Origin of the sequence: Paenibacillus sp. FSL K6-4396, assembly GCF_038002525.1 — a bacterium.
GTDB lineage: Bacteria > Bacillota > Bacilli > Paenibacillales > Paenibacillaceae > Paenibacillus > Paenibacillus amylolyticus_B.
Genome location: NZ_JBBOCR010000001.1, coordinates 465,018 through 490,576, shown reverse-complemented (window position 1 = coordinate 490,576; position 25,559 = coordinate 465,018). Strand labels below are relative to the sequence as shown.

Here is a 25,559-nt window from a genome sequence, read left to right as displayed (position 1 = left end):
CACACGTTTAGCGTATCGTTATTGATCTCTCTCCAGTGCCTGTAGTACCAGTGAACGAACCGCCGGAAACGGCTCGTCTTCTTCTGTCCGTATCGCAAGATACAGTGTCTGCAAAAACAGACGCACATTCAGGTTCCTATGACTGGTTTCCAGAAGTGATCTGTTCACCGCCTGATCTCCTTGATGAAGGGTATCGATCCATACCGTAATATCCTTTTGTTCCAACAGATTGCGACGCAGAATGGTCATTACGGCATGCACTATTCGCTGATCCTCATCATGGATGTAAACTACACTTGATTCGGTTATTTTCACAGTGAGTGCATGCAGAAGTTCCAACAGATCCGCCTGCTCCAGATAGGGCGACTGGACCAGATCTTCAACTGCGTCCGCCGCGTGTGCCGGGGCATGCGCCCAACCCTTATCGTCGACGTAGCCGCGAACATCCTTTTCACATACCAGATATGTAGTCAACCGATGGTGAATCCCTGCGATATCCTCTTTGTCCAGGAAAGGTCGCTGACGATCCACATTCAGAATGGGAGGCAGTAACAATACGGAGAATGTCCGCGTAAACACACTATCCGTTCCCTGCTCTCCAATCCCATAGAACAGGTGCTGATCGTCTAGCGCCAACTGCAACACATGCCTTAGCTGATCTTCCGAAAATACACCCTGTCCAATCCAGGTTGCAAACGTAACATAGATCAATTCATCCCGCAGGACAGGGTCAGTACTACCAATATGCTTCATCATATGCAGTGCCAATGCGTAAGGCTGTTCCTCGTGATCAATGGAATGATTAGACGACTGAATATGCTGTAATTTTTGTTTTAACGTCAGAGCATCCATCTATTAAGACTCCCTGGACGAATCCAAATGCACGCTGCAATTGTACAGTTCGCATTGCCACGCATTCTCATTCTTGGCGATCCGGGTAATGGATGTGTTGGACAGTTTCACGCTGATATCCAGTTCAGGCACCAGACCTCGCAGTGTATTCCGCAGGACGGCCCCGTGACTGACAACAATCACTCTTCCATCGGGGTGCTGCTGTACAATATCTTCAAGCACCGCACTGCCTCGAACAGTCCCTGCATCTGCAAGTTCACGTCCCAGATCCAGAGTACTCCAATCCGCTCCCCACTTGGCTAACCGTTCCTCTTCCGTCGTTCCTTCGACCTGTCCCCCACCCATCTCGCGAAGTCTAGGGTCCAGATGAATCTCCTGAATACCCAAGCGATCACCAATGATGCGAGCCGTCTCACTTGCACGTTCCAAGTCACTTGCATAGATGGCATCCCAGGATTCTTCGGCCAGTCTCGCAGCAAGTAAAACGGCCTGTTCCCTGCCATCCTGATCCAGCGGATTATCCGTCTGGCCCTGCGAACGTTTTTCCTTATTCCACGCTGTGCTTCCATGGCGAATCAATGCAATTTGAGTCATTGTTGTTCCTCACCTTTTTCGATATGAAGTTCATCTTCTGTAAAATGTTTGCGTGCCTTCGGCTTGGCAAATTTGCCCCCATTATATTGAGAAGACCCGTTTCTCGGAATGGAGAGACTGTCCCACGCTGTTTCTTTAAGCATTTTCGCGGCAAATACAATCTGTCCGACATGATACGGATAATGCGCCAATTGCCGGATAATTGCCTCCATGACGGTGTGTCCTTCATTGCGAATGTATATGATATGAGACAATTGTTCCGGGTTAAACGAACGAATGGCTTCGAGTAGACAATTCCAGCCTTCTTCCCATTTAGCAAGCAACTCTTCCCGGGATGTAAGATCATTCACAAATTCAGCATCTCGCTCACGCCACGGTTTCTCACCATCTGTTGTCAGTACATCCGTCCAACGGGACAGCATATTGCCCCATAGATGTTTTACGATTACCGCAATGCTGTTCGCGTCTTCATTCCAGGATTGAAACAATTGCTCGGACTCCAGTTGTGCCATGGCTTTTTCCCCGAGCTGCTTGTAATACAGGAATTGTTTCTCCGCTGTCTCTAGAAAAACCTGATTCATATCCATCCGTTAACCACCCTTCGAAAAAGTATGTTTTCCCCTGATCATGTTCAAACAGAAGCGTCACATGTTATTTTATTCAGGAAATGAAAATGTGCCGTCTGCATTCGGTTCAAATGGAATGACTTTGCGAACCGCATCCAGATTGAGCTCTCCATAGATATGTGGATATAGTTCATTCAATTCGTAGAGATCCTCATACACCAGTTCCGGCTTCAACGCCTTCTCATCAATACTAAGTAATAACAGATCCGTGCGGCCTGAATAATATTGCCCGGCTACCCATGGGATCTGTTCCTTGGTGGAACAATGAATGAATCCGTCTGTCTCCAGGCTATCTGGTGCATACTCAGTCCCCTTTGACACTTGCTCCCACAACGAACGGGAAATAATACTATAGATCATGGTTCCGCCTCCTTCAATTTCTGCGATGTACCCTATGTGTCATTGGAAGTATTATAGATCATCCCGGATACGGGAGTACAATTTTTGATCCGTAAATACACCTTTGATCTTCAACTGTTTGCGTAGTAAACCTTCGTACGACATACCCAGCTTCTCCATTACGCGTGTAGAGCCTATATTGCCTGCATTACATTTCCCTTCCAGTCGATTGCAGTCCAGTTCCCGAAAGCAATAATTCACAATGGGCTGCATCGCTTCTGCTGCGAGACCTTTGCCCCATTGACTGCTGGCTATCGCGTACCCTAGTTCAGCACTCTGCATGGGTTCGTTGAGATGAAAAATGCCACCCCTCCCGATCAAGGTCCCTGTTTCCTTTAAAACAAAAGCCCAGATATGTACCGTTTTCCGTTCATAATTATCCAGCACCCGCTGAATATATTGAATTGAATCCTCCACTGTCTCATGGCAGTTCCACAAGCTTTGCTGACTCACTTGGGGATCAGAGGCAAATGCATAATACTCATCAAGATCATCCATCGCAAGCCGCCTCAGCTTTAACCGCTGTGTTTCGAATTCGGGCGATTCGGCAAAAAGTTTTTCTACATTCATTCAGCACACCTCCATGATTCACTTGAGTTCATGATCCAGCCATCTTATTTCTCAGGAAATAACGATCTACCACAACCATGCACAGAATACCGACCGTATATCGAATCAGATCAATTACCAGAAACCCATGTCCCAAAATAAGAGCACCTAATACGGTTGAACGTATTTCAATCAGCCAAGGCGTCTGAATCAACTGTGAGAACTCAATCATCCAGCTGAATACACAGCTCAAACACATCGCCCATACCAAGCTGCGATGAGGCCACACCATGCGTACTCCGAAATAAATCATGCCCGCCCAACATGCATCTCCGAAATGTTCATGCACCCAACCCGGCAATCGTTCACCATAGTGTCTGGATGCGAGCCCTGCCGCCATGGTCATCATGACTGCGAAGAAATAGATCAGCCTGTCTCTGATAAGCACGCTTTTCAATCAATCACACGCCTTCATCAAGCACTTGTAAAATAAATTGCGTTTTGGCAGCGGTATACGATTCCCTATCTTCCTTGTTCTCATCAGCAAGCTTTGTCTTCAGGACGGCGTAAGCTTCCACCAGATCTGGGCGTTTTCTCAGCACATCCCGAAACCGAATTTGACGATCCCAGCGTTCTTCTCCCGGGCGCATAAGATGAAGGTGTACAGCTCTCTTGCCATCCTTAACCCTGACCCAGAATCGTCTGTACTCCCGTCCATCCAGTTCAGGCGGAACGTAGTTCCAGCCCAACGGATTCAGCTGATCCGCAATCAGATCCATGTCGTCCCATGACTGTACCTCTGCCATCAGATCAATAATGGGCTTGGCGGGTAACCCTGGAATGGACGTGCTTCCGATATGTTCGAATTGATGGATATTAAACTGCTCTAGAAGACATTTGAGTTGCCGGATTTCATCCTGAGCCTGCGCATCCCAATTGGGGTTGGCCGGAGCAATCTCTACCGACTCCGTCGCCCAGGCAGGCCAATTTTCCGGCTGCATTGGAACTTTCATTCAGGTATCTCCTCCTTCACCAAGACATTTTAAATGATAACCTTCTCTGTATTTTTCATAGGTGCGTTGCTTCATGCGCTTAATCGTAGTACTCCGTTGAAATGTAAGTATGGAACTTAGGGATAGAAAAAGATATTTCAGGTAAGCCAGATCACTAGAGTTAGAGTCTGAGCTTATAATCGAAGCTTTCATATTCATCCCATCCAATCCCCTTAAATAGTTGTTGAAGCAGAAGGCATTTCAGATACATATTTCTATATATCCAAAAAAGGAGCGTATGTCTACGCCCCTTGGTTGTCTGTTACCTTGATGATATTGATGATTTTAACGATGTCATGTACTGAAACTAATTTTTGGATCATGCAAGATGCTTTATTATATGAAGATTTATTTTACCGTAACAGGGATCGTCACTTTTTTGTTGCCCCATTTGGCCGTGATAGACGTTTTACCTTTGCTTACAGCCACGATCTTGCCATTTGTTACTGTCGCTACGCCCGGCTTTGTGCTGCTCCATACCGCGCTGTTCGTCACAACAGTGGTTTTACCCGTATCATACTGGGCCATCACACTCAGTGTTGTGCTTCCCTGTGGGGACAAAACCAGTTTTTTCTGGCCTGTAATCAGCTTTTTGAGCAAAGGTACAACGGTAACCTCTGCCTTTATTGTCTGATTTTGATAAGTTCCTGTCAAGGTTGCTTGTCCCTCGGTCAGCGTCTTAACGGTTCCATTTTTCACGACAGCTACATTTGTATTGGAAGAAGTCCATACGATTTGTTTCGATAGGTTGATCGTTTTGCCATTCGCGTAGGTGCCGATAACCTTCAACGCTTTGGACTTCTTGATGTTCAGCTGCATTGTGGCAGGAGTGACCTCAACTTTAGTAATCTCATCCGTCACAGCAACAGGGACTTTCACGATCGTTGTTCCATATTTGCCTTGCAGCAATACTCTGCCGGGTGTAACCCCTTTGATTTTACCGTTTTCCAGCACAGCCGAAGAAGTGGATACGGACCACACAATCTCAGACGTCACATCCTCTTCCTTACCATTCGCACGGGTGATGCTTACTTTCGGAAGGGTGCTTTCACTGCCTTTAACAAAACTGTAGGATTTCGGTGAAGCTTTGATGCTTTTGATCTTCTCCTGCACTTGGACAACCAACTGGGCTTTTGCCCCATCTACCTCTGCAAAAATCGTTGCTTCGCCCGCGGCCACAGCCTTGACTTTGCCTTTCACCATCGTCGCGACTGCTGCATTACTGGTGGACCAAGTTACACCTTCGGTAACATCCTGCTTGTTATCAAAACCTTCTACCGTTGCCATCACCTGAAGCGCAGCTGTTTCGGAAACACTCATCTTCTGCGGGCTGTTATTGGTTATTTCAATCGATGTCACGTCACCGGTAGCCGCCAAGGCCAACGAAGGGACCAATATTGTTAATGCCATAATTAGAGCGAGCGTGCCTCGAAGCGCCAATTTGATTCTATTCATTTTTAATTCCCAACTCCCATAATCCAATATTTTACTTCTATTATATTATATCGGATACGAATTGCATAAAGTTGAATGTCGTAAGTGAGAGTTTTGGAACAATTCATGAGATCAGCGTGTAATCGTTATAAAAACCTTTGAATCTAGCCCAAGATAGTAGGAATTTGGTTTATGTAAATACTATTTCAGTTGAAAATGGGATGCCCATCGTCACATGCAACATGACGTGTGGAACATCCCCTTTTTGATTCCTAGAGCGTTACCTAACCTCTCTACTTCACTTCATCCTGCTCTGGCAAAATCAAGCTCTCCGCGCCGCCCATATAGGGCCGCAGGGCTACCGGAATCCGAATGCTTCCATCCTCCTGCTGATGATTCTCAAGCAAAGGAATCAGGATACGCGGCGATGCCACAGCCGTATTATTCAGCGTGTGACAATAGGCCAACTTGCCTTCGGCATCCAGGCAACGAATGTTCGAACGGCGAGCCTGAAAATCATGCAGATTCGACGACGAATGCGTTTCTCCATATGCATCGCGGCTTGGCATCCAAGTCTCGATATCATACTGTTTGTACGTTTTCTGCGACATATCTCCGGTACATACAGCGACAACACGATACGGCAGTTCCAGTAATTGCAGCAATTCCTCAGCGTGTCCCGTAATCTCTTGCAACATACGCTCCGATTCTTCCGCATCAGGGGCACAGAGAATGACCTGCTCGACTTTGGCAAACTGATGCACACGGTACAATCCGCGTACATCACGTCCGCCGGAGCCAACCTCACTACGGAAACACGTCGATACCGCGGCCAGCTTCACCGGCTCCTTCACATCGACTATCTCATCCGCATAATACGAGACCAGCGGCACTTCAGAAGTCCCCACCAGCCACTTGTTCTCCCCTTCGAGTTCATAGACCTGATCTCGACCAGTTGGGAAGAATCCAGTGTTCACCAGTGCGTCCTCCCTGACCATCAGCGGTACCTCCATCGGTGTAAACCCGTGCTTCAGCAGCAGATCCAGCGCAAGTTGCTGTACTGCCCGATGTAATAACAGGCCAGCGCCTTTTAATACATAGCTTCGCGTACCGCCAATCTTAACTCCACGAGGAATGTCGATCAGATCATGCAACTCCCCAAGTTCCACGTGATCTCTGGTGTTATACTCGAACGATGGTACCTCTCCCACACGTCGCAGCTCCACATTATCCGCATCCGACGTGCCTTTCGGGGTATCCGGGGATACGATATTGGGTACCAGCCATTGCAGCCTGGTTACTTCCTCCTGCACAGGGGCCAGCTTCGCTTCCACCTGTTCCAACTGTTCATTGATCTGTTTCACCTGAGCCCGCAAACCCTCGGCCTGTTCCCGATTACCGGCTTGCATGAGTCTGCCAATGTCTGCGGATAACGTATTACGCAATCTGCGCCCTTCTTCCGATTCCTGCAAAAGCGCTCTGCGTTCCTCATCCCGCTCTAGCAATGTGCGAATGTTAATCTTGATTTTTTTCCCGTCTGCTGCTGCCTGAACCTCATCTGCATGTGCACGAATCCACTTCATTTCCAACATGGTCACCGTCTCCTTTGGCTGTAAAAATGCAAAGAGCGCCCTCATCCCTTGGGACGAGGAGCGCTCTGCTCGCGGTGCCACCCAACTTGCTGAATCAGGATATCCTGCTTCCAGCCTCTTGGTCCGCGATAACGGGCGGTTCCGGTTAACTTGGGGAAATATCGCTCCCCTGGCGAAAACGCCTCCGAGTTGGATGCTCTTCAACGGCATGGTCCGATCTGTAATTGTTGTGTCTCAGTATATACGAACGATAGACCAAATTGCAACCTTTTGTATCGATCAGGAATTCATGGCACAACTTAACATGTCCTGTTATGATAGATTTTGTCTTCAAGATTGCGCTTTATTGTGATTCTCAATTTATGTATATAAGTAGAAGGAGTTCTTTATGAAAAAATTACTTTGGATCGGGTGTCTGTCCTACTTCCTGATTGGACTTGCCCACGTTGTGCTCGGTTCCATTCTGCCCGTTGCACTTGAACATTACGGCAAAGATTATAGCCAGGGCGGAACATTGATCTTTGCTCAATTCGCCGGATTCCTGGGTGGTGTACTGTTATCTCCATGGCTGAACCGACGCTTTGGTAAAAGGGGAGGCCTGTTAATCGCCACAGCGTTGCTCTGTATAGCAGAATTATTCTACATGCTGCTGCCACCATGGGGCTGGATGTTCGTCATTGCACCCGCTGCCGGCTTTGGATTCGGAATGGTTGAAGCGGTTATTGGCACCATTATCATCGCTGCAATCAAAGACAATACGGCCGTTGCCATGAGTCGACTGGAAGTGTTATTCGGGATCGGAGCGATGGTCATGCCGCTCATGGCCAGCGGTCTGATTGCTGCCGGATACTGGCGCCTTTCCTTTCTCGTTGTTGCAATCTGCGCCGCGCTGACCTTTGTTTTCTGGGCGAAAGGATCATTCGGTGAACTCGATAAGTTTCTGGAGCGAAAGAGTTCAAATCATGTTTCCGTAAATACGCACTCTGCTGGGACATCGGGTGAGATGCACCCCGCATCTGCAAGTACACCCAGTCCAACCTATCGTGGCCGTAACAGGACTCTTCTGGTATTATTCGTTCTGTTCTTCTTCCTATATGTTGGCACAGAGATGAGTCTTGCGAACTTCATGCCAGCGATTCTGATTGAGAAAATGAACATGAAGGAAGCCGGAGCAGCGCTTAGTGTCACCTGTTTCTGGATTGCCATGTCCGTGGGACGACTCTTCGCCGGATATATCGCAGAGAAATTCCAATACCGCGTCTATGTTCTGTACAGCTGTCTCGCATCTGTTCTCTTGTTAATGGTATTTCCATTTACAAACCAAATCTGGTCTGCATTTCTCATCATCTTGCTGCTTGGACTTGCGATGTCAGGGATATTCTCCATTGCTCTTGTCTTCGCCAGTAAACTGCTGCCTGGAACCGAAGAATCCACACCTAGCATTTTGATTGCCTCAGGTGGGGTTGGCGGTGCCATTCTTCCTTTGACTACAGGATGGAGTCTTGATCATCTCGCGGTTAATCAGTCTGCATGGATGCTTGCCATCTTTGCGATTGGCCTGTTTGTCATTAGTGTAATCACGTATCAATGGCAGAACAAACATGTGGTCGATACAGCGACTTAACAGCCATGGATCCGCCCTTAGCCTGAGAGTCGGATTACCAATTATAGGGATTGAGATGTCCACCTCCATGACTTTGGCGGTGGACATTTTGTTTTAGCGTTACTCTGTTCTAACGAACCTAGCACACGCTATCCCCCTCCATTTCTGCATATTTGAAATCTAACGAATCCTAGAGACGTTATTATAGATAATTAGCTTCAATTAAATGCCTCGTTGGAGGTTTTTTTCATAATAACACCACTGAGATTCGTTAGATTTTCATTCCCTTAGAAACTGGCCGAATAAGATGTCCTCGATTCGTTAGCGCTATAATTACGATCTATTCATTTGCACAAGATTGCCCAGGAAATACTTATGGCCAACCGAATTACACACTTTTGTTAACAGCAGGCATTACAGGCCCGTTGCCCTTGATGAATTTACCGAATACATATCGTACGAGCGGCCCCAGAATAATTAATTGATAGGGAAGCGCGAGGCTGAAATTACGAGTAATTGTATGAAGGTACGTACCAAGTAAGGATACCCCATTTAATTGGTCCGCAAGATACGCTGAAATCATTCCGTACAAGGACATGATCAGAACCATACCAATCACCATGAAAAATGACATGACCAGCACACCAAGGATCTTGTTGGACTTGTCAAAAGGTAAGGAAAATGCAATTTTTCTCGCTACTGGGCCAACAATGAAGGACTCCACCAGAAAAGCGATGACAAAACAAAATATGAATTGAAACAAGATCTCAAGCGGGGACAACTTGCCAAGTATCCCAGTGTGCCACAAATTGAAAGTCATCATCACCAGGACCATTCCTGTACACATCATTAAGCCGAAAATAATTTGTTCCTTCTTGCTCGTTGGCAATTCTCTCATCCTCTCTGTTTACCTTCGTAATTATAGAGATGATGAACCCCACCACATAAGTGAATATTCCGTGAACAAATATGATTTTTCCAAATTGAAATTTGTGGAAGTAGCAATATCTATTAGCTTTGATGAGTTGGAGCAAAAATTCAACTCAAAAAATTGTAGGTTTTTTTCTACAACATAAATTTCCAGAGAAAAGAAAGTTTGGATAACGCTGTGATTGCTATTCGTTTGAAAACAGCGCCTTTCTGATTCGTAGATTCTGCTGGATGCTCACCTTTAACCGCAAGTGTACTATGTGCACGTTTGATATCCATAGCCTCTGTTAGTTGGTTGGCGAATGCAGAACTGGAAATGACCACAGCGGATTCGGTATTGAGGAAGGCAGATCTGGGATCAAGATTATACGAACCAACCATGCTGAGGTAATCATCCATGACAAATGATTTGCCGTGTATGGAATAAGGGCCTTCGTATTCATATATGGCCAGACTGGTATCAAGCAACCGTTTTTTAGAGCTTAAGTATCCCGCGAAAGCCAAAGGGTTAGGGGTCTGTTGGATTGAATTCGTCAGCATGACCCATTCTGTTTCTGGATTCATCGACAGATGTACGGCTTTCTCCATTTTCTTGGTAGGAATGGCATATGGCGTCTGAAGGTACACTTTCGACTTTGCTTGATTGGCGAAATGAACAAATGTTCTCCACATGATCGGGTCTTTATACAGCCTTTTAATTGGATTGTGAATGAAAGCAACGTGGTCGGAATGAAGCGCTCCTCGAACCCATTCCTTTGGCAACACTTTAACAAAAGGATCGTTCTGAGCCTGAGCTTTTTGATATAACTCAGCTAGTTGAGAAAGCTCTTTTAGCCCCTTTGCATGATGCTGACGTTTTGCATGTTTTTCTGGTTTGGTGAATGGATGGTTCCATAACTGATCTATATATTGTTTCATTTCAACAACCGTGCTGTTCGTATTATCGTTTGTATTGTAAACAAGGACATCCCGATCGAATACATAGTCTTTTGGGGGTTGCGATGCCATGTATTTATCACCAATATTTTGGCCGCCAATAATGCCATATGTGTTGTCGACAAGAAGGATCTTGTCATGCATACGGTTATGCCATGTCCATGGCATAAATAGGTGGAGTGGTTCATAATATCTTAATTCCACATTGGGGTGAGCTGCAATGGCATCTGGAATATTACGCAACTCTCCGCGCATGCTGTGAAAAATCCCGTCTAAAATGATTCGAACATGAACACCCCGATCAGCTGCATCGAATAACGCAGCAAAAAAGAGTTGAGATGTTTTTCCTTTTTGGATGGAGTAATACGCCAGGTCGATGCTTGTTTTCGCCTCTCGAATGGTCTGGATTCTCACCTGACCCGATTGAAAGCCGTCCTCCAGGAGCATTACGCGATCTGTTGTACTTCCTTCTGTTAACGTTTTTTGCATATCCGTATTTTCAATAGTCGATGGAGACGGAACCAAAAATAAAAGGTAAGCCGTGAAAAAAACGTAGACACTATAGGACAAAATAATTGCGATTATGGTTTTAAGGATCATTCAGTACTCCCCCACTTGTATGTAAAAGTATTTATTTGTATAGCAGTACTATCTCCTTTTGTATCTAAATTATGTTGTTTAAATGAATCAAGCTGCTCCGCTCAAGGCCAAACGCTCAAAAGCTGATCACTGAAATAGGGAAAGCAACCCTTATGCGACGAGATATCAAACATCGGATTTGATCTAAGTATTTGTTGGAAGCCCTCCAGATCTTCAGCACTTAGGCTATGACCCACTATCCGGTGCTTTTACACTCAGCCAGATTTCCTTATATGATTCGCAACGATAATTATTGAAAATAACACATCTAAACAGGCTGATATACATCTGTATAACGGCCTGTTTGATAAGTTCATATCTGTCCCCATCCAGTTCCTGACTGGACACGTTCCACCCGCTGGCCTATAATTACACCTAGTAATGCCCGTAACTTCATAGTTTCCCAGGGGAGTCGGAATTGGCCGGCTGAGAGTGTATCCCACCAAGATACTAACCCTTAGACCTGATCTGGATCATGCCAGCGTAGGAATCGGAGTATATCGAAATGGCACAGCCCTCTGGCTGAACGCCACCTCTCTAACGCCTGCACGCGTCCCGGATCACGGGACGCTTTTTTTGTTTTATTTATCGAAACAAAAATAAGTCATCCAGATCCAACTGGTATAAATCTGTCGATTTATGCAAGATGATTGGATATGAAGCCAAGGAGTACCCCGTGCCAATCGGCCGGACATACCGAAGGAGAGAATCACAGATGAAATGGCGTAAAACAATGGGACTGTTGCTCTTATGTGTACTACTGGTGACTGTGGCCGCATGTGGCGGTAAAGAAGCTGCCCCGGCAGAACAGAACGGCAACACGAATACGGAGAGCAGCAACGAAGGTGACAACGCAGCCCTCAAGGATATTAAAGTCGTACTCGACTGGACACCAAATACGAATCATACCGGCTTATATGCAGCTGTAGATCAAGGTTTTTATAAGGCCGAAGGCTTGAATGTGGAGATTGTCCAGCCAGGTGCCGGCGGCGCAGATACGATGGTTGCCTCGAATGAAGTGCCTTTTGGCGTAAGTTATCAGGAAAGTGTAACTCAAGCCCGTACACAAGGTGTTCCACTCGTCTCCATCGCAGCAGTTATTCAGCATAATACATCCGGGTTCGCTGCTCCGGCGGATCGGAATATCAAGTCACCGAAAGATTTTGAAGGGAAAACCTATGGCGGTTGGGGTTCGCCTGTGGAAGAAGCCGTGATGCAATCCATTATGGAAGGCGACGGAGCCGATGTATCGAAAGTGAAAAACATTAATATGGGTGATGCCGACTTTTTCACCGCAGTAAAACGGGACATTGATTTTGCATGGATTTTCTACGCCTGGACGGGTATTGAAGCCGAACTGCGCGGGGAACCCATCGACATGTTGTATGTGAAGGATTATTCAGATGCATTGGATTACTACACGCCTGTCCTCGTAACAAACGAGCAGACGATTCAGAACGACCCTGAGTTGGTGAAAGCATTCCTGAAAGCCACTTCAGAAGGATATCAATACGCAATTGATCATCCCGAAGACGCAGCGAATATTCTGATCAAGGCCGTCCCGGATCTGGATAAGGACTTGGTACTTGCAAGCCAGAAATGGCTTAGTCCAAAGTACACGGATGACGCCCCGCGCTGGGGAGAACAGAAACAGGAAGTGTGGCAGAACTACACCGACTGGATGTTTAGCAAAAAACTGCTGGATGAACAGGTCGACGTGAGCAAAGCATATACGAACGCGTTTTTACCCCAATAAAATATCTCATATAAAACGAACTTAATATTTACACGAGGACGGAGAGGACAGAAATAACGTGAAAAAGCGAAGCGGTCGCCTTTATCACCGGATTTTCCCTTTAGAGAAAGGGAATCAAAAAAATCTGGGGATAACAGCGATTGGAAGGTTATTCTGTCATCGAAGTGGCAAGTGTAACCGTCATTAGTTCATTTTATATATCACGAAAGGAGCCGTGATCTCTCATGGCAAGCACATTACTGAGCATTCAGGTTATCCCAAAAACGCCAAATGGCGAGAACTCTTATCCTTATGTAGATCGCGCCATTGAAGTTATTCAGCAATCTGGCCTGAAATATCAGGTGAACCCGCTCGACACCACGATGGAGGGGGAACTGGAGGAACTGCTGGAGATTGTCCGCAAAATGCACGAAGTACTCGTCGAGGCTGGCAGCCCAAGCATCATCTCCCAGATCAAAATCGCCCATAGCCCTACTGGCTTCAGCATGGATACCCTGACGGAGAAGTACCGCTAATGAATGCCTATTTCAAAAGTGTATGGCCGCCCTTCGTGGCGGTTATTCTCTTTATAGCGATATGGCAGGGAGCTGTCTCCCTGTTCCATATTGAAAAATGGATGCTGCCAGCACCGTCTGATATCGCCCGCGAAGCGGCATCCCAGGCTGATCGGCTTGGCATGCACGCTTCCGCAACCATTCAGTTAACGCTTATCGGATTCGCCGCCGGCACAGCGGTTGGATTACTGATCGCGATGGTGCTACATTTGGTTCCTTTTCTCAAGTCAGCCCTGTATCCATTACTTATTCTTAGTCAAAATATTCCGACCATCGCGCTCGCGCCGCTCCTGTTAATCTGGTTCGGATTCGGGCTGTTGCCCAAGCTGATTACCATCATCCTCGTCTGCTTCTTCCCCGTTGCAGTGGCAGCCATGGACGGCTTGACCCGTACAGATGCAGCGATGATGAACTATATGCGCATGGCTGGTGCGAAACGTCATCATATCTTCTGGAAGCTGGAGCTTCCCCATGCGCTGCCATCCGTGTTCTCCGGTGTCAAAATCGCTGCTACCTATAGCGTGATGGGTGCCATTATCGCCGAATGGATCGGTGCAGACAAGGGTATTGGTTATTATATGATGCTGCAAAAGTCAGCTTATCGTACGGACCGCCTATTCGTGGCGATCATGATTATTGTCGCGCTCAGCTTGCTGCTCTTCCTGTTCATTGCCCTTCTGGAGAAGCTGCTCGTGCGCTGGCGGCCACAGAAGCGGTAGTAAAGCAAGTAATCTGTAATTAGGAAGTGATGACCATATGAATCGGCAACAGGACGAACATGTCCAGCCTGAACGGGGAGCACGCGCATTGGAACCAAAGCACGGTGAAAAACTTCACTCGGCTAATCCTGGTCTACCGACAAATACGACTGCTGCTACGGTTCCACCTGCACTGGATGTCGTGGATGTTCATGCATCATTCCGTGAACGGCGGAGCAGGTTACCGGTTCTGAACGGCCTATCCCTGACTGTGGAGCAAGGCGAGTTTGTTGCTATCGTTGGGCCATCCGGCTGTGGCAAAAGCACCCTGTTCCATATCATCGGCGGTCTTCTGAAGCCACAGGAAGGGCGAGTGTTCATGGACGATCATGATGTAACGGGCCAACGTGGCAAGATCAGTTATATGCCACAACAGCCTGCTCTTTTCCCTTGGCGGACCATTGAAGACAATGTACTGCTTGCTGGAGAAGTAGCTTCAAGCGCTCCCCCTCGGACCGAAGCACTTGCAGAAGCTCGTAAGTGGTTAAGCAGCGTGGGTCTTGCCGGGTTCGAGCAGGCATACCCTCATATGCTGTCGGGCGGAATGCAGCAGCGTGCTGCATTCCTGCGCGCCCTGCTCAGTCCGCAGGAACTGATGCTGCTGGACGAACCCTTCAGCGCGCTGGATGCACTGACACGTAGCGACATGCAGCGCTGGCTGCTCGATATCTGGGAACAGAACCGCCGCTCGGTGCTGTTCATCACCCATAATATCGAAGAAGCATTGCTGCTTGCAGATCGGGTCTATGTGTTATCCAACCGACCTGCAACAGTGTTGCACGAGGTACATGTTCCTTTTGATCGCCCCAGACGAGAAGAAATTACGGAGGAATCCGCTTTTCTGGAGCGTAAACGGCAGATTGCACAGTGGATGAGAGAAGAACAACAGAAAGCCCGCCTATCTTGATAGTGCGGGCTTTTAAGTTATTATTTTCCTTTAATGGGTGATCCACCACAAGGAATTCTGCGTAACATAGTTAGAATATAAATGAACACAAGGAGGAATTCCCTCGTGCATTCTCAAGCTTTTGCACCATTAATTGATGCTCATATTCACTTCGATCAGTATACCCCTGACGAACAACGCGAGATGCTGTTATCTTTCCCGTCTCACCAGGTCGAAGCAGTCATTGCCGTGTCCATGAATCTCGCTTCTGCCCAAGCCAATCTGGAGCTTGCCGAACAACATCCACGCACCATCTATCCGGCCTTCGGTTTTCATCCAGAACAGGAACTGCCTTCCGTTGCAGAAATGGACCTGTTCTTCCAATGGATCGAAGAGCATATTGGACAAGCTACAGCCATCGGAGAAGTTGGCCTTCCCTATTACAATCGTCAGGAAGCGGAGCAGGCAGGACAGCGCTTCGATCAGAGCGGGTATATCAAGCTGCTTGAACGTTTCATCCAACTTGCCAAAAAGCATAACAAACCACTTGTCCTTCATGCAGTATACGATGATGCGGATATTGTCTGTGATCTGCTGGAGCAATATCAATTCCGACGTGCTCATTTCCACTGGTTCAAAGGGTCCCGCGAAACGGTAAGACGCATGGCAGACAACGGTTATTTCATCTCTTTCACGCCGGATATTCGTTATGAAGAAGAGATTCGTGAACTCGCCCGGCAGTATCCAGTAGAACAAGTCATGGCCGAGACCGACGGACCTTGGCCCTTCGAAGGGCCGCTTCAGGGACGAATGACACACCCTGCCATGACCAGACAAGTCATTCAGGCATGGAGTGAGATCACCGGCATGGGAACCGAACGGGCCGCCCGTCTCTTTCATCAGAACACAAAGCGTTTCTATGGATTAACTTGAGTCAACATGATTGTAGAAGCAAGCAAACTCGCTTGCTCTGCCAGCACAGCACAAAGAAGCCAGTCGACTTTTCCCCGACTGACTTCTAATTTACCGTATATATCAGTTGAACAAAATTTTTACACAAGAATGTAGAGGACAGAAATAACCTTAGGAAGCAGGGCGTTCGCCTAAAAGCTTTCTGAAAGAAAGCTACATCGGAAGCATCGGCTATCACTAGATTTTCACCTTTACAAAAATTGAATCAAAAAATCTAGGGATAACAGCGATCGGAAGGTTGTTCTGTCATCGGAATGGCAAGTGTAACTACCTTCCGTTCAACTTAACGCTTCAGGAATCCTTTGCCTTCCAGGAACGGTCTCACTTGCAATCTTGTCGGCTCAGTCAAGCGCTTCGCCATCAGTTCGGACCATGGGGTCGTTCGTTCTCCATTGGTCCGTTCTTTCATGTACGCGGTTGTGGTCTCATCATACTGCGCAACACCTTGGAGGCTCTGCTCGGCATTATATCGATTATGATGCAGGACTGCATCCAGCGGCAGACGTGGGCGAATTCCCGTTTCCTGATCTGCAACACCAATACACATGCCGTACACCGGATATACGCCTTCAGGTAATCCTAACAGCTCAGCGACTTCTTCAATCCGAGTACGAAGCCCGCCGATATATACGATTCCGAAGCCAAGGGATTCGGCTGCAAGAGCGGCATTCTGGGAAGCCAAAGCGGCATCAATCGTGGCTACCATGAAATTCTCGGTCGAATCGGCATACGATTCCTTCGCAGGAAGATGACGTTTCGCAGCATCACTCAGCCGGTACAGATCGGCACACCATACGAGAAACACCGGACATTCATTGACGTAGGCCTGATTGCCTGCCAGTTCAGCCAGCTTGGCCTTTTGCTCCGATTCAGTCACAGCAATCACGGTATAAGCTTGTACACTGCTTGAAGAGGAAGCCATCTGCCCTGCCGATACAATGGCTGCGAGCTGCTCATCACTTACCGGGTCTGGCTTAAATTTTCGTACAGAGCGGTGTTTCATCATCAACTCAATGGTTTCATTCATGGCGGTTCACTCCCAATCCTCGAAGTACGAACTCAATCGTCTGCTCCGCGAGCTCGTCTGTATTCATATGTTGATAATCAAAGCCAAATCGTGAATTCTTGGCCCGTTTGTGCGCCAAAGCCACACCCATAACCTGAAGCATTGCATAAGATACGGACTCGATTTGGAATAATCCCTGGTCTTTTCCTTCTTGCAGTAGTTCCCTCACACGTGTCCAGACGGGGTCCAGAAAACGAAATACGGTAGCTGTGCGATGTGTACGCAGTGTAATTTCAAGCTGCACAATATCGCTCATCTCCCGATCTGTCATCGTGAACTTCACAACTTCACCAATAATTCGTCGGATACCTTCCACAGGCGAGGACATGGACTCTTCAGCCAGCGAGTTCATCATATGATCGGGGAAGAAATGTTCGAATAATGCCTCGAACACCTTTTCTTTTCCGCCAAAATGGTATGAGACCAGCGACACATTCGCACCCGCCTCATCACAGATTTGACGAACACTCGTCCCGTCATACCCCTGCTGTGCAAAAAGCTTCTTGGCTGCTAGCAGTATCCTCGTTTTGATATCCAACTCCGGTTCCGTCATTCCGTCCCGCTCCCTCTTGTCCGTTCATCTCATTCGCTCCAGCTCAAGGACTGCAGCCAGCGAATCATCTGTCTATTATATTACACCAAGCACCCCGATGAAAATCATCGGGGTGCTTGTCCTATCTCTGAAGCCGTTTCATGCATCTGCTGTATTTAGTTGTTTGCTTGAGCCGGGCTTGGAGCCATAGCTGGCATGCGTTGTTTTTTCAATAACGTCACGACCAGTGACAAAGCAACAGCAACCAACAGTACAATGACGATAGATCCTGCAGCAGACTGAACTCCTGGTCCTCCCAACTGCACGCTCAGAATGCCCTGAACGGCGTATGTTGCAGGCAGGTACTGCCCAATGCCGCTATAGAAGCTGTTCAGCAATTCACGCGGTACCATAGCACCGGAAGATACCAGCTGCAAGGACAGTGAGATGATGTTGAACAGACTTCCTGCCGGTCCGAAGCAGATCAGGAAGAACTGGGAGAAGAACATGAACGTGCATAGGAAGAGTGCCTGGAATAACCAGAACGCAACGAATCCTTGTGCAATCTGTCCGCCCAGTGCCACGATCAGTGATGATCCCAGCAAGGAAACGACCAATGCAGAACCCACGTTAATGACTACTCGCGAGCCAAACAAAGTCAAACGGGAATAGGTAGATGACAGCATACCCATGGCTGTCTGGAGGTTCATCCCCATGATCATGGCACCTACATAGGAAGCCAGTACCATCATCATTGGCACCATCTGATTATTCATCCCGTTAACCGGGTTGATGGACGTTGTCGTTCCTTCCACTCGGGTAGCCAGGTTCGCAGCAGCTTCAGCAGCCTGATCAGCAGGCGCGCCCGAAGCAGTAAGTACCGTTTGTACCCCTTGCGCTGTAGCTTGTTTGTTAATCGTGTTTGTCACACTTTGTGATACACCTTGCATCATGCTTTTAATCGTAACCGGGTTTGCTTCATTAATGGTGTATTTAATCTCGGCGGTTGAGCCAGCCGTCTGAAGCAATTCGTTAAATCCAGCCGGGATATCCAGCACCATGTGTACTTGGTGATGATTTAACTGATCCAACGCTTCAGCTGCACTCAGATTGGCTACGGTGTGGAAAGGCAGTGTTCCTGCGAGCGATTCCGCTATGCCTTTGGACATTTCACCGTCCTCGTTCACAATCGCAACCGTCAATTCTTTTGCACGGTCATTTACTCCAGAATATGCGGTCATCCAGATCACGCTAAAGATCACTTGGAACATAAGTGCTGTTACGATCCCTACAATCACTGGCGGTTTTTTAAACAATGTACGTAAAGCCTGTAACATAAAAGGTGTCCTCCATTACTCAAAATAGTTCTAATTTGATTTAAACAGTTGTTTGAATCAAACGATCGTTTAAATTTTATGTGAATATGACCATATTGTCAACTCATTTTTGAAATATTCAGAAAACGTAAGCTTTATTCATGAATACTATCGATCCATTTTCACAAAAGAGCATTATGCTATCTTTTCTCCGTAGAAAAGAACATCTATACCAACAATTTAGGCTTACTTTCTGGCGACTTAACTGTATTTTTCTCAACAAAAAAACACGGTCCGCCGCAGCGAACCGCGCATTTATTCATCCTCACTTCATTGACAATAAGGCGTTGAATGTATCTCCAAACAAAGGTCGGTCAGTCATTTCTCTTCAGCTTCATGCGTTGCAGACGTAGGGAATTCAGTACAACCGATACGGAGCTGAACGCCATCGCCGCCCCTGCCAGCCATGGAGCCAGGAAGCCAACTGCCGCAATTGGAATACCAATAACGTTGTATCCGAGTGCCCAGAACAGGTTTTGTTTGATGTTACCCATCGTGCGCCGGCTCATTTCAATCGCATCTGCAATGCTGTTCAGATCACCACGCATCAATGTAATATCTGCCGCTTCCATCGCTACATCCGTTCCTGTTCCAATGGCCATCCCGATATCCGCAGTAGCAAGTGCCGGAGCATCATTAATGCCGTCACCTACCATGGCAACTTTCAGGCCACTCTCCTGAAGTTTCTTCACTTCCGCAGCTTTACCTTCGGGCAGAACCTCAGCCAGCACTTTACCGATCCCTGCCTGTTCCGCTACAGCGCGAGCAGTCCGCTCATTGTCTCCCGTGATCATGATAACATCAATCCCCATCGCCTGAAGACGACCGATCGCTTCACGAGAGGTATCCTTGATGGTGTCAGCCACAGCCACAATCCCTGCCCACTGACCATCCACCGCTACCAGCATCGCTGTACGCCCCTGCTCTTCCAGTCGGTTCATCTGTTGAACGGTTTCCTCTGAGACATTGACCTGTTCATCCGCAAGCAATCGCCGTGTGCCGACCAGAATTTCCTGCCCTTTTACTGAAGCTCGCACACCATATCCCGGTATGTTCTCGAACTTCTCTGTTGGGATCAGCTCCAGGCCCTTGGCACGGATACCCACAACAATCGCCTCTGCCAGCGGATGCTCGGAACTCTGTTCAGCCGCTCCCACACGTTCAAGCAGATCCGATTCCGTCCAATTCGGAGCCGTGATAACATCGGTAAGCACGGGTTTACCTTGAGTCACTGTACCTGTTTTGTCGAGCACCACGGTCTGAATCTGTTGTGCGGACTCCAGATGTTCGCCGCCTTTGAACAGAATGCCGTACTCAGCAGCACGGCCTGATCCAGCCATGATTGAGGTCGGCGTGGCCAGCCCCAGTGCACATGGACAGGCAATGACGAGCACAGCAATGGCTTTTTCAAGGGAACCGGCGAAGTCACCCGGACTTGCAAACAGATACCAGATCAAGAATGTCAATGCAGCTATGCCGACGACAATCGGAACAAATATGCCGGATATAACATCTGCAATCCGTTGAATCGGCGCTTTAGAGCCCTGTGCTTGTTCCACCACTTTGATAATCTGGGACAGAACCGTGTCGGAACCTACTCGGGTCGCACGCAGTCGTAATACTCCATTTTTGTTCAGCGTAGCACCTGTAACGGCATCTCCCGGTTTTTTATCCACGGGAAGGCTCTCTCCACTTAGCATGGATTCATCTACAGAGGATTGCCCCTCCTCAACGATACCATCTACTGGTATGCTGTCACCCGGCTTCACCAGAATGAGTTCTCCTACCGTAACATATGCAGCAGGAACCATAACTTCCTGTCCATCCCGGATGACACGGGCTTCACGTGGAGCCAACTCAATCAGGCTTTTGATCGCCTGTGAAGAGCGACCTTTCGCCACAGCTTCCAACCATTTTCCCAGTAAAATTAACGTAATTAGAATTGCACTTGTCTCATAATAGAGTTCTACCGAAGGCATGGCGGCTGTGCCCGTTCCCATTGCACTATGATCCACCGACGCAAAAGGCAAGTACCCACTGGATAACGTCAGATACAGACTGTAGAAAAACGCTGCGCTGGTACCCAGTGCGACAAGAACATCCATATTCGCGCTGCGGTTGCGAAGTGCTTTGTACGCTCCTATATAGAACTGCCACCCAATCACGAACTGTACCGGTGTTGCCAGCAGCAGTTGGAACCAAGGGTTCATGAACAGCTCGGGTACATAGATTCCGGATGTGAACGAGAAATGCCCAACCATTGCCCACAGCAAAGGAATTGATAACAAAGCCGATATCATCCATTTCCACTTTTTGCGTTGCAGCTCACGTTCACGAACCGATGTGGTCTCTTCTTGGGTCAATTGCAGTTCAGCACCATAGCCCATCTGCTTGATCTTGGCAGTAATATCCGAAGGTTTCAATGAGCCCGCGGCATATTCGATATGCCCTGTCTCCAGCGCCAAATTCACATTCGCCTGAGATACCCCCGGTAGTCGGGAAAGACCCTTTTCAATCCGGGCAGAACAGGCAGCACACGTCATACCGGTGATGTTCAGATCAACCGATTCGGACACCGTTCCGTAGCCAAGCGCCTCTACTTTATCCCGCAACGCATTCACGTTGGTTGTCTTTGGATCATAAGAAACGGTTGCCTGTTCAATCGCAAGGTTCACATTAGCCTGATGCACACCTTCCATTCGGGACAAGCCCTTCTCCACTCGTGTCGAACATGCGGCACACGTCATGCCCGTGATATGCAGTGTTGTCTTCAGTCCTGGTGCGTCTGCCATAGGTGGTATTGGGGTGGGTTCAGATGATCTATCCGTTGGTTTATCCGTTGGTTTATTCGTTGAGTTATCCATCATGTCAGCTCCTTTCATGTCGATTCAATTTTGTATGTTGCATTCAACATACCCCTAAGGGGTATATATTAGACAGAAAATTAGGCTTAAACCTGGCTCTTGGAAAAAGGTACTTTGACCTCTTTTTCGCCCATGAGCATGTTCGGTTTAAGCCTGTGATCCCTTTTTAGACTACATCGTATCCCTGATCTTCAATCGCAGCTTTGATCTGATCCACGTTCACCGTCTGCTCATCATATTCCACCGCTACTGTTCCCGCTGCCAGATCAACCTTACCACTCGCACCGGTATTCTTCACAGCTTCTTCAACCGACTTCACACAGTGATTGCAAGACATTCCCGTAACGTTCAACGTAACATTAGACATTGTAAATTCCTCCTTGGGGTATATTAAAATGATAAAATTAATTAGGTGAATTGATTCATCTTACTTCATTAACTTCCGCATCGTAACCAGCAGTTCATCGACAACCTCATGTTCACCAGCCTGAATGCGTTCAACGATACAGCTCTTCATATGGCCTTCAAGCAGAAGTTTGCCTACCGAATTAAGAGCAGACTGAGCCGCCGCGATCTGCGTCAGCACATCATCACAGTACGTATCCTTCTCGATCAATCCCTTGATCCCGCGAATCTGACCTTCCACACGGTTCAAACGAGAAACCAGGTTACTCTTCATCTCCTGCGAATGGTGACTCTTGCGCACATGCTTCCCATCACTGCCTTCGGTATGACAGGATACTGCTTCTTGAACTGTAGCCGAAGCTTCCGTTGAATCGGACATGGAGGATTGCAAAGGTTCCTCGGGATGGCTCTGATGATCCATCATGAACACCCCTTTTCTTTCGTTCTTTTCTAAGAGTAACATACCCCATGGGGGTATTCAAGTTCATTTTGATATTTTGTTAAAAATAGATGATTGCTTGTTCGAATTATAAAGAGCAGTGCATCTTACAAGGTATATTCCATCCTGCTGCTGCGAACGACCAGACCCATCTGTTCATAGAAAGCCTGTGCGTCCGAGTTAAACGTCGACACGGATAATTCCACGCTGTCTGCCTGAAGCTCTCTTCCTAGCTCGATGAATGCCTGTATTAACTGTTTGCCCGTTCCTTGGCCCCGATGCTTGGTATCCACCACAAGTTCATGGATGTACAGCATCTTGCGATCCACCATCAATGGGTTATCCTGAATTACACTCAACTGCGCACTCCCGTAACCCAGAATCAAGCCTGTTTCTAAAGACTCGGCAACATACAGGTATCGCTTGTCCGTTTCCAGTAGTTCGGTGAATTCCTTCTCCTCCATTCTGGTCTCTAACACTCTGTATAGATCCGGCCGCGCCTCAACATGCATCTGGTGCAGTTCATCCATCAACCATGACACGCCAGAGTAGTCCCTGAGTTCTGCCTTTCGAATGTTAACATTCCCCTTCGTGCTCATCCCTATCACTCTTTCGTCTGCTGAATTTTACATTATTATACAACTAAAAAGCAGATACCATAAGGGTACCTGCTTCACAAAATTTATCTTCATTCCATCAAGCCCATATGATGCTCATGTTGATTATTTTTTCGAAGAAGTATTTCCTTCATTAAAAGCAACAGGTGATGGCTTCGCTGCCCATTCGTCCGCCTGCGGCTCAATGTCCACTCCGCTCAAGATTTTCTTTTTCTCCATCAAGGAATCCCCGTCTTCATCCAGCTTGTTGCGAATTTCCGCTTCATCCTGAGGTTGATTGTTCTGTGTCATCGTAGAGTCCTCCCTTTTTTCGTATTCATGTTGATGTTCCTTTATATAACGTGCCCATTTTCTGCATTATCATTCTTCGCGAAGGACAGGCCATCCACTTATTCCCCAGATAAAGATAATGACGTATAGATATGCGCCCTAAATACATGCGCATTATCCATACGTCATTTTTCATGATATATCCTGTTCCCCGTTAATCGAAATCAACCTGTTTATCCAAAATGATTTCCTCTACTTTGTATTCCAACTCTGGTATGGAGGGAATCAAGGAGAATCGAACGTTTTCCAGAGAAGAAGGAAGGGCAGGAACCACTCGGAAACTAATTTGCGTCTCCCCACCTCCTCCACGACTGCCATGTCTCATGGTGATATGCCTCTGTTCGCTGAATATTTCCAGAGCCAAATGTGGAACCATTTGTATACGCTCAGCTTCATTCCCCTTATATTGAATCTCCACATAAACGAGGCTTTCGCCTTCATATTGCATCGAATGTGTGATCATATACTCACATGAATCTTTAATCATTTTCTTCATAATCGGTACCACACTCGTTAATTGAAGAGGTTCACTTGGAAAGTAGTGTCTTTGTGGCATCGGCTGCACGCTACGAAGAACATATCGGATATCTTCCTCCGTCATATCCAGTATGCTCACCCATTCATCAATGGTACTTTGAGGGGGTTGGTACTGTACCGCTCCAGTTATTTCCTTTCTAGCTGCAACCAGTTTCAAAAGTTGCTGATCAATCCGCTGTACCTCTTCGTTGTATTCATTAGGAATTTCACGTAATTCACTCCAACCCATATATAATCACCCTCCTAATTTAATAACATGCCATGCAAATACAATTCGCTACTGTACCTGTATACCCTCTTCTTTTTCAGTTCATTTAAAAGGCTCCACTGAACCAAAAACGGAAAAATCAAAAAGTAAAGGACGCCCCCTGGGTCATATTTATGACCTTTCGGAACGCCCTCTTTAAATGTCCATCTCAAATGGACAACAGCTACTATTTTGCTTTGTAAAACTAGCACAAACTCACCCTTGAAACACAAATGCGTCCTTACCTTATCCAGGCTATGCCTGATCCTGACGAGCAAGCGCGACTAGCGCTTGCAGAGCGGCATTAATCTCGCGCTCCACCGCTTGTCCAACCGCATCTGTATGCGGATCATACTCCGCAGCCAGATCGCTGTCCGCGAATCCGTCGATTGCGACAATCGCTCCGGCACGAGCGCCACGCAAGGTGCTGACGATGTAGAGTGCCGCAATTTCCATCTCGGCCGCAAGTGCCCCAGCCTGCTTGTACTTGCGGTGTGGAATCTCTTCCACGCCTGCAAAGAACGCATCCAGTGTTACGGTGATACCAACGCCGACTTTGCCTGCAAATGTTGCAGCATCCGCGCTTTCTTGCTCACGAGCAGCTTCAATCAACGCTTGCGTCACCCCAATGTCTGCTACCGCCGGGAAACCATCCGGTACCAGTTGGCGAGTCAACCCGTCTGTACGAACAGCGGCTGTACTCACAATCACACTACCTGCCGGAAAATCCGTTGTATACGATCCCGCCGTACCTACACGAATCAGAGTTGTTACACCCGCTCGAATCAATTCCTCGAAGCAGACAGCCGCTCCAGGTGACCCTACACCATGGCTGGCCACAGCGATCTGTACCCCTTCGTACAGACCAACAAACGTGCGATACTCCCGACTGAACGCCAGTTCTCTCGCTTGCTCCAGCTTACGGGAAATCTTCTCCGCACGTGCCGGATCACCACAGACAATGGCATATGCCGGCATGTCTTCCGAATGAATCTGCAAAATAGGCATCAACAT

General features: G+C 47.5%; 27 protein-coding genes and 1 riboswitch. Of the genes, 6 read left to right on the top strand and 21 right to left on the bottom strand.

Annotation, left to right across the window (positions count from 1 at the left end; translation table 11 throughout):
- Nucleotides 1-18: 18 nt before the first annotated feature.
- The 9 genes from MHB85_RS02360 to serS all read right to left on the bottom strand — a co-directional run bounded on the left by MHB85_RS02360 (nucleotide 19) and on the right by serS (nucleotide 7,098).
- On the bottom strand, nucleotides 19-852 hold the full coding sequence (locus MHB85_RS02360; protein ID WP_091018457.1) for a DUF2785 domain-containing protein: 834 nt from the start codon (nucleotides 850-852) through the stop codon (nucleotides 19-21).
- A 3-nt stretch (nucleotides 853-855) separates the two neighbouring features.
- Entirely contained in the window at nucleotides 856-1,446 is a 591-nt protein-coding gene (locus MHB85_RS02355; RefSeq protein WP_105601516.1) for a histidine phosphatase family protein, read from the bottom strand.
- On the bottom strand, nucleotides 1,443-2,033 hold the full coding sequence (locus tag MHB85_RS02350; protein ID WP_091018452.1) for a DUF1572 family protein: 591 nt from the start codon (nucleotides 2,031-2,033) through the stop codon (nucleotides 1,443-1,445). The genes MHB85_RS02355 and MHB85_RS02350 overlap by 4 nt, the downstream gene beginning before the upstream one ends.
- 69 nt (nucleotides 2,034-2,102) lie before the next feature.
- Nucleotides 2,103-2,432 (bottom strand): DUF952 domain-containing protein, encoded by a 330-nt coding sequence (locus MHB85_RS02345; RefSeq protein ID WP_091018450.1) that lies wholly within the window; start codon nucleotides 2,430-2,432, stop codon nucleotides 2,103-2,105.
- A 51-nt stretch (nucleotides 2,433-2,483) separates the two neighbouring features.
- Nucleotides 2,484-3,041: a GNAT family N-acetyltransferase gene (locus MHB85_RS02340; protein ID WP_341072312.1), complete on the bottom strand. Its 558-nt coding sequence runs from the start codon at nucleotides 3,039-3,041 to the stop codon at nucleotides 2,484-2,486.
- 28 nt (nucleotides 3,042-3,069) lie between these two features.
- A complete protein-coding gene (locus MHB85_RS02335) occupies nucleotides 3,070-3,468 on the bottom strand; it encodes a ribosomal maturation YjgA family protein (RefSeq protein ID WP_341072310.1) in 399 nt (132 codons plus the stop codon).
- Between the two features lie 13 nt (nucleotides 3,469-3,481).
- Nucleotides 3,482-4,033, bottom strand: a complete 552-nt coding sequence (locus MHB85_RS02330; protein WP_341072309.1) for a GrpB family protein — start codon at nucleotides 4,031-4,033, stop codon at nucleotides 3,482-3,484.
- Between the two features lie 387 nt (nucleotides 4,034-4,420).
- Nucleotides 4,421-5,527 carry an Ig-like domain-containing protein gene (locus MHB85_RS02325; protein WP_341072308.1) on the bottom strand — a complete coding sequence of 369 codons (1,107 nt, stop codon included), beginning with the start codon at nucleotides 5,525-5,527 and terminating at the stop codon, nucleotides 4,421-4,423.
- Between the two features lie 272 nt (nucleotides 5,528-5,799).
- Complete coding sequence (gene serS, locus MHB85_RS02320; RefSeq protein WP_341072307.1) at nucleotides 5,800-7,098, bottom strand: serine--tRNA ligase; 1,299 nt, start codon at nucleotides 7,096-7,098, stop codon at nucleotides 5,800-5,802.
- A gap of 388 nt (nucleotides 7,099-7,486) precedes the next feature.
- Between serS and MHB85_RS02315 the strand changes: the two genes are divergently transcribed.
- Complete coding sequence (locus tag MHB85_RS02315; RefSeq protein ID WP_341072305.1) at nucleotides 7,487-8,722, top strand: MFS transporter; 1,236 nt, start codon at nucleotides 7,487-7,489, stop codon at nucleotides 8,720-8,722.
- Nucleotides 8,723-9,089: 367 nt separating this feature from the next.
- Here the strand turns inward: MHB85_RS02315 and MHB85_RS02310 are convergent, their stop codons facing one another.
- Together MHB85_RS02310 and MHB85_RS02305 are read right to left on the bottom strand one after the other, a co-directional pair.
- A complete protein-coding gene (locus MHB85_RS02310; RefSeq protein ID WP_445739025.1) occupies nucleotides 9,090-9,524 on the bottom strand; it encodes a hypothetical protein in 435 nt (144 codons plus the stop codon).
- Nucleotides 9,525-9,766: 242 nt separating this feature from the next.
- A complete protein-coding gene (locus tag MHB85_RS02305) occupies nucleotides 9,767-11,056 on the bottom strand; it encodes a phospholipase D-like domain-containing protein (protein WP_341072300.1) in 1,290 nt (429 codons plus the stop codon).
- 545 nt (nucleotides 11,057-11,601) lie between these two features.
- Nucleotides 11,602-11,714: riboswitch (TPP riboswitch) on the top strand.
- A 207-nt stretch (nucleotides 11,715-11,921) separates the two neighbouring features.
- On the opposite strand from MHB85_RS02305, the gene MHB85_RS02300 reads away from it, so the two are divergent.
- From MHB85_RS02300 to MHB85_RS02280, 5 genes are all read left to right on the top strand, one after another.
- Nucleotides 11,922-12,962 (top strand): ABC transporter substrate-binding protein, encoded by a 1,041-nt coding sequence (locus MHB85_RS02300; protein ID WP_105601530.1) that lies wholly within the window; start codon nucleotides 11,922-11,924, stop codon nucleotides 12,960-12,962.
- 224 nt (nucleotides 12,963-13,186) lie between these two features.
- Nucleotides 13,187-13,477, top strand: coding sequence for an MTH1187 family thiamine-binding protein (locus tag MHB85_RS02295; RefSeq protein ID WP_341072298.1), 291 nt, complete (start codon nucleotides 13,187-13,189; stop codon nucleotides 13,475-13,477).
- Nucleotides 13,477-14,235 (top strand): ABC transporter permease, encoded by a 759-nt coding sequence (locus MHB85_RS02290; RefSeq protein WP_091018432.1) that lies wholly within the window; start codon nucleotides 13,477-13,479, stop codon nucleotides 14,233-14,235. The genes MHB85_RS02295 and MHB85_RS02290 overlap by 1 nt, the downstream gene beginning before the upstream one ends.
- A gap of 37 nt (nucleotides 14,236-14,272) precedes the next feature.
- Complete coding sequence (locus MHB85_RS02285; RefSeq protein ID WP_179198592.1) at nucleotides 14,273-15,181, top strand: ABC transporter ATP-binding protein; 909 nt, start codon at nucleotides 14,273-14,275, stop codon at nucleotides 15,179-15,181.
- Nucleotides 15,182-15,262: 81 nt separating this feature from the next.
- Nucleotides 15,263-16,093 carry a TatD family hydrolase gene (locus tag MHB85_RS02280; protein ID WP_341072297.1) on the top strand — a complete coding sequence of 277 codons (831 nt, stop codon included), beginning with the start codon at nucleotides 15,263-15,265 and terminating at the stop codon, nucleotides 16,091-16,093.
- A 322-nt stretch (nucleotides 16,094-16,415) separates the two neighbouring features.
- Here the strand turns inward: MHB85_RS02280 and nfsA are convergent, their stop codons facing one another.
- The 10 genes from nfsA to MHB85_RS02230 all read right to left on the bottom strand — a co-directional run bounded on the left by nfsA (nucleotide 16,416) and on the right by MHB85_RS02230 (nucleotide 25,559).
- Nucleotides 16,416-17,159 carry an oxygen-insensitive NADPH nitroreductase gene (gene nfsA / locus MHB85_RS02275; RefSeq protein ID WP_341072296.1) on the bottom strand — a complete coding sequence of 248 codons (744 nt, stop codon included), beginning with the start codon at nucleotides 17,157-17,159 and terminating at the stop codon, nucleotides 16,416-16,418.
- On the bottom strand, nucleotides 17,152-17,751 hold the full coding sequence (locus MHB85_RS02270; protein ID WP_091018425.1) for a TetR family transcriptional regulator: 600 nt from the start codon (nucleotides 17,749-17,751) through the stop codon (nucleotides 17,152-17,154). Before MHB85_RS02270 ends, nfsA begins: the two co-directional genes overlap by 8 nt.
- Before the next feature lie 155 nt (nucleotides 17,752-17,906).
- A complete protein-coding gene (locus MHB85_RS02265) occupies nucleotides 17,907-19,067 on the bottom strand; it encodes a YhgE/Pip domain-containing protein (protein ID WP_091018424.1) in 1,161 nt (386 codons plus the stop codon).
- A 353-nt stretch (nucleotides 19,068-19,420) separates the two neighbouring features.
- Nucleotides 19,421-21,898: a heavy metal translocating P-type ATPase gene (locus tag MHB85_RS02260; RefSeq protein WP_091018659.1), complete on the bottom strand. Its 2,478-nt coding sequence runs from the start codon at nucleotides 21,896-21,898 to the stop codon at nucleotides 19,421-19,423.
- Nucleotides 21,899-22,136: 238 nt separating this feature from the next.
- Nucleotides 22,137-22,337, bottom strand: a complete 201-nt coding sequence (locus MHB85_RS02255) for a copper ion binding protein (protein ID WP_017691004.1) — start codon at nucleotides 22,335-22,337, stop codon at nucleotides 22,137-22,139.
- 60 nt (nucleotides 22,338-22,397) lie between these two features.
- Nucleotides 22,398-22,754, bottom strand: coding sequence for a metal-sensitive transcriptional regulator (locus tag MHB85_RS02250; protein ID WP_091018657.1), 357 nt, complete (start codon nucleotides 22,752-22,754; stop codon nucleotides 22,398-22,400).
- Nucleotides 22,755-22,921: 167 nt separating this feature from the next.
- The gene (locus MHB85_RS02245; RefSeq protein WP_091018422.1) at nucleotides 22,922-23,413 is read right to left on the bottom strand and encodes a GNAT family N-acetyltransferase; all 492 of its coding nucleotides are present in this window, start codon (nucleotides 23,411-23,413) and stop codon (nucleotides 22,922-22,924) included.
- Between the two features lie 123 nt (nucleotides 23,414-23,536).
- Nucleotides 23,537-23,722, bottom strand: a complete 186-nt coding sequence (locus MHB85_RS02240; RefSeq protein WP_036616704.1) for a hypothetical protein — start codon at nucleotides 23,720-23,722, stop codon at nucleotides 23,537-23,539.
- A gap of 193 nt (nucleotides 23,723-23,915) precedes the next feature.
- On the bottom strand, nucleotides 23,916-24,527 hold the full coding sequence (locus MHB85_RS02235) for a hypothetical protein (RefSeq protein ID WP_341072295.1): 612 nt from the start codon (nucleotides 24,525-24,527) through the stop codon (nucleotides 23,916-23,918).
- 273 nt (nucleotides 24,528-24,800) lie between these two features.
- Entirely contained in the window at nucleotides 24,801-25,559 is a 759-nt protein-coding gene (locus tag MHB85_RS02230) for a nucleoside phosphorylase (protein WP_341072294.1), read from the bottom strand.

Excerpts from the sequence above, each read along its gene's own strand:
- MHB85_RS02360 (WP_091018457.1), bottom strand. The coding sequence starts at position 852 with ATGGATGCTCTGACGTTAAAACAAAAATTACAGCATATTCAGTCGTCT.
- MHB85_RS02355 (WP_105601516.1), bottom strand. The coding sequence starts at position 1,446 with ATGACTCAAATTGCATTGATTCGCCATGGAAGCACAGCGTGGAATAAG.
- MHB85_RS02350 (WP_091018452.1), bottom strand. The coding sequence starts at position 2,033 with ATGGATATGAATCAGGTTTTTCTAGAGACAGCGGAGAAACAATTCCTG.
- MHB85_RS02345 (WP_091018450.1), bottom strand. The coding sequence starts at position 2,432 with ATGATCTATAGTATTATTTCCCGTTCGTTGTGGGAGCAAGTGTCAAAG.
- MHB85_RS02340 (WP_341072312.1), bottom strand. The coding sequence starts at position 3,041 with ATGAATGTAGAAAAACTTTTTGCCGAATCGCCCGAATTCGAAACACAG.
- MHB85_RS02330 (WP_341072309.1), bottom strand. The coding sequence starts at position 4,033 with ATGAAAGTTCCAATGCAGCCGGAAAATTGGCCTGCCTGGGCGACGGAG.
- MHB85_RS02325 (WP_341072308.1), bottom strand. The coding sequence starts at position 5,527 with ATGAATAGAATCAAATTGGCGCTTCGAGGCACGCTCGCTCTAATTATG.
- serS (WP_341072307.1), bottom strand. The coding sequence starts at position 7,098 with ATGTTGGAAATGAAGTGGATTCGTGCACATGCAGATGAGGTTCAGGCA.
- MHB85_RS02315 (WP_341072305.1), top strand. The coding sequence starts at position 7,487 with ATGAAAAAATTACTTTGGATCGGGTGTCTGTCCTACTTCCTGATTGGA.
- MHB85_RS02310 (WP_445739025.1), bottom strand. The coding sequence starts at position 9,524 with ATGATGACTTTCAATTTGTGGCACACTGGGATACTTGGCAAGTTGTCC.
- MHB85_RS02305 (WP_341072300.1), bottom strand. The coding sequence starts at position 11,056 with ATGCAAAAAACGTTAACAGAAGGAAGTACAACAGATCGCGTAATGCTC.
- MHB85_RS02300 (WP_105601530.1), top strand. The coding sequence starts at position 11,922 with ATGAAATGGCGTAAAACAATGGGACTGTTGCTCTTATGTGTACTACTG.
- MHB85_RS02295 (WP_341072298.1), top strand. The coding sequence starts at position 13,187 with ATGGCAAGCACATTACTGAGCATTCAGGTTATCCCAAAAACGCCAAAT.
- MHB85_RS02290 (WP_091018432.1), top strand. The coding sequence starts at position 13,477 with ATGAATGCCTATTTCAAAAGTGTATGGCCGCCCTTCGTGGCGGTTATT.
- MHB85_RS02285 (WP_179198592.1), top strand. The coding sequence starts at position 14,273 with ATGAATCGGCAACAGGACGAACATGTCCAGCCTGAACGGGGAGCACGC.
- MHB85_RS02280 (WP_341072297.1), top strand. The coding sequence starts at position 15,263 with ATGAACACAAGGAGGAATTCCCTCGTGCATTCTCAAGCTTTTGCACCA.
- nfsA (WP_341072296.1), bottom strand. The coding sequence starts at position 17,159 with ATGAATGAAACCATTGAGTTGATGATGAAACACCGCTCTGTACGAAAA.
- MHB85_RS02270 (WP_091018425.1), bottom strand. The coding sequence starts at position 17,751 with ATGACGGAACCGGAGTTGGATATCAAAACGAGGATACTGCTAGCAGCC.
- MHB85_RS02265 (WP_091018424.1), bottom strand. The coding sequence starts at position 19,067 with ATGTTACAGGCTTTACGTACATTGTTTAAAAAACCGCCAGTGATTGTA.
- MHB85_RS02260 (WP_091018659.1), bottom strand. The coding sequence starts at position 21,898 with ATGGCAGACGCACCAGGACTGAAGACAACACTGCATATCACGGGCATG.
- MHB85_RS02255 (WP_017691004.1), bottom strand. The coding sequence starts at position 22,337 with ATGTCTAATGTTACGTTGAACGTTACGGGAATGTCTTGCAATCACTGT.
- MHB85_RS02250 (WP_091018657.1), bottom strand. The coding sequence starts at position 22,754 with ATGTCCGATTCAACGGAAGCTTCGGCTACAGTTCAAGAAGCAGTATCC.
- MHB85_RS02245 (WP_091018422.1), bottom strand. The coding sequence starts at position 23,413 with ATGAGCACGAAGGGGAATGTTAACATTCGAAAGGCAGAACTCAGGGAC.
- MHB85_RS02240 (WP_036616704.1), bottom strand. The coding sequence starts at position 23,722 with ATGACACAGAACAATCAACCTCAGGATGAAGCGGAAATTCGCAACAAG.
- MHB85_RS02235 (WP_341072295.1), bottom strand. The coding sequence starts at position 24,527 with ATGGGTTGGAGTGAATTACGTGAAATTCCTAATGAATACAACGAAGAG.
- MHB85_RS02230 (WP_341072294.1), bottom strand. The coding sequence starts at position 25,559 with ATGTTGATGCCTATTTTGCAGATTCATTCGGAAGACATGCCGGCATAT.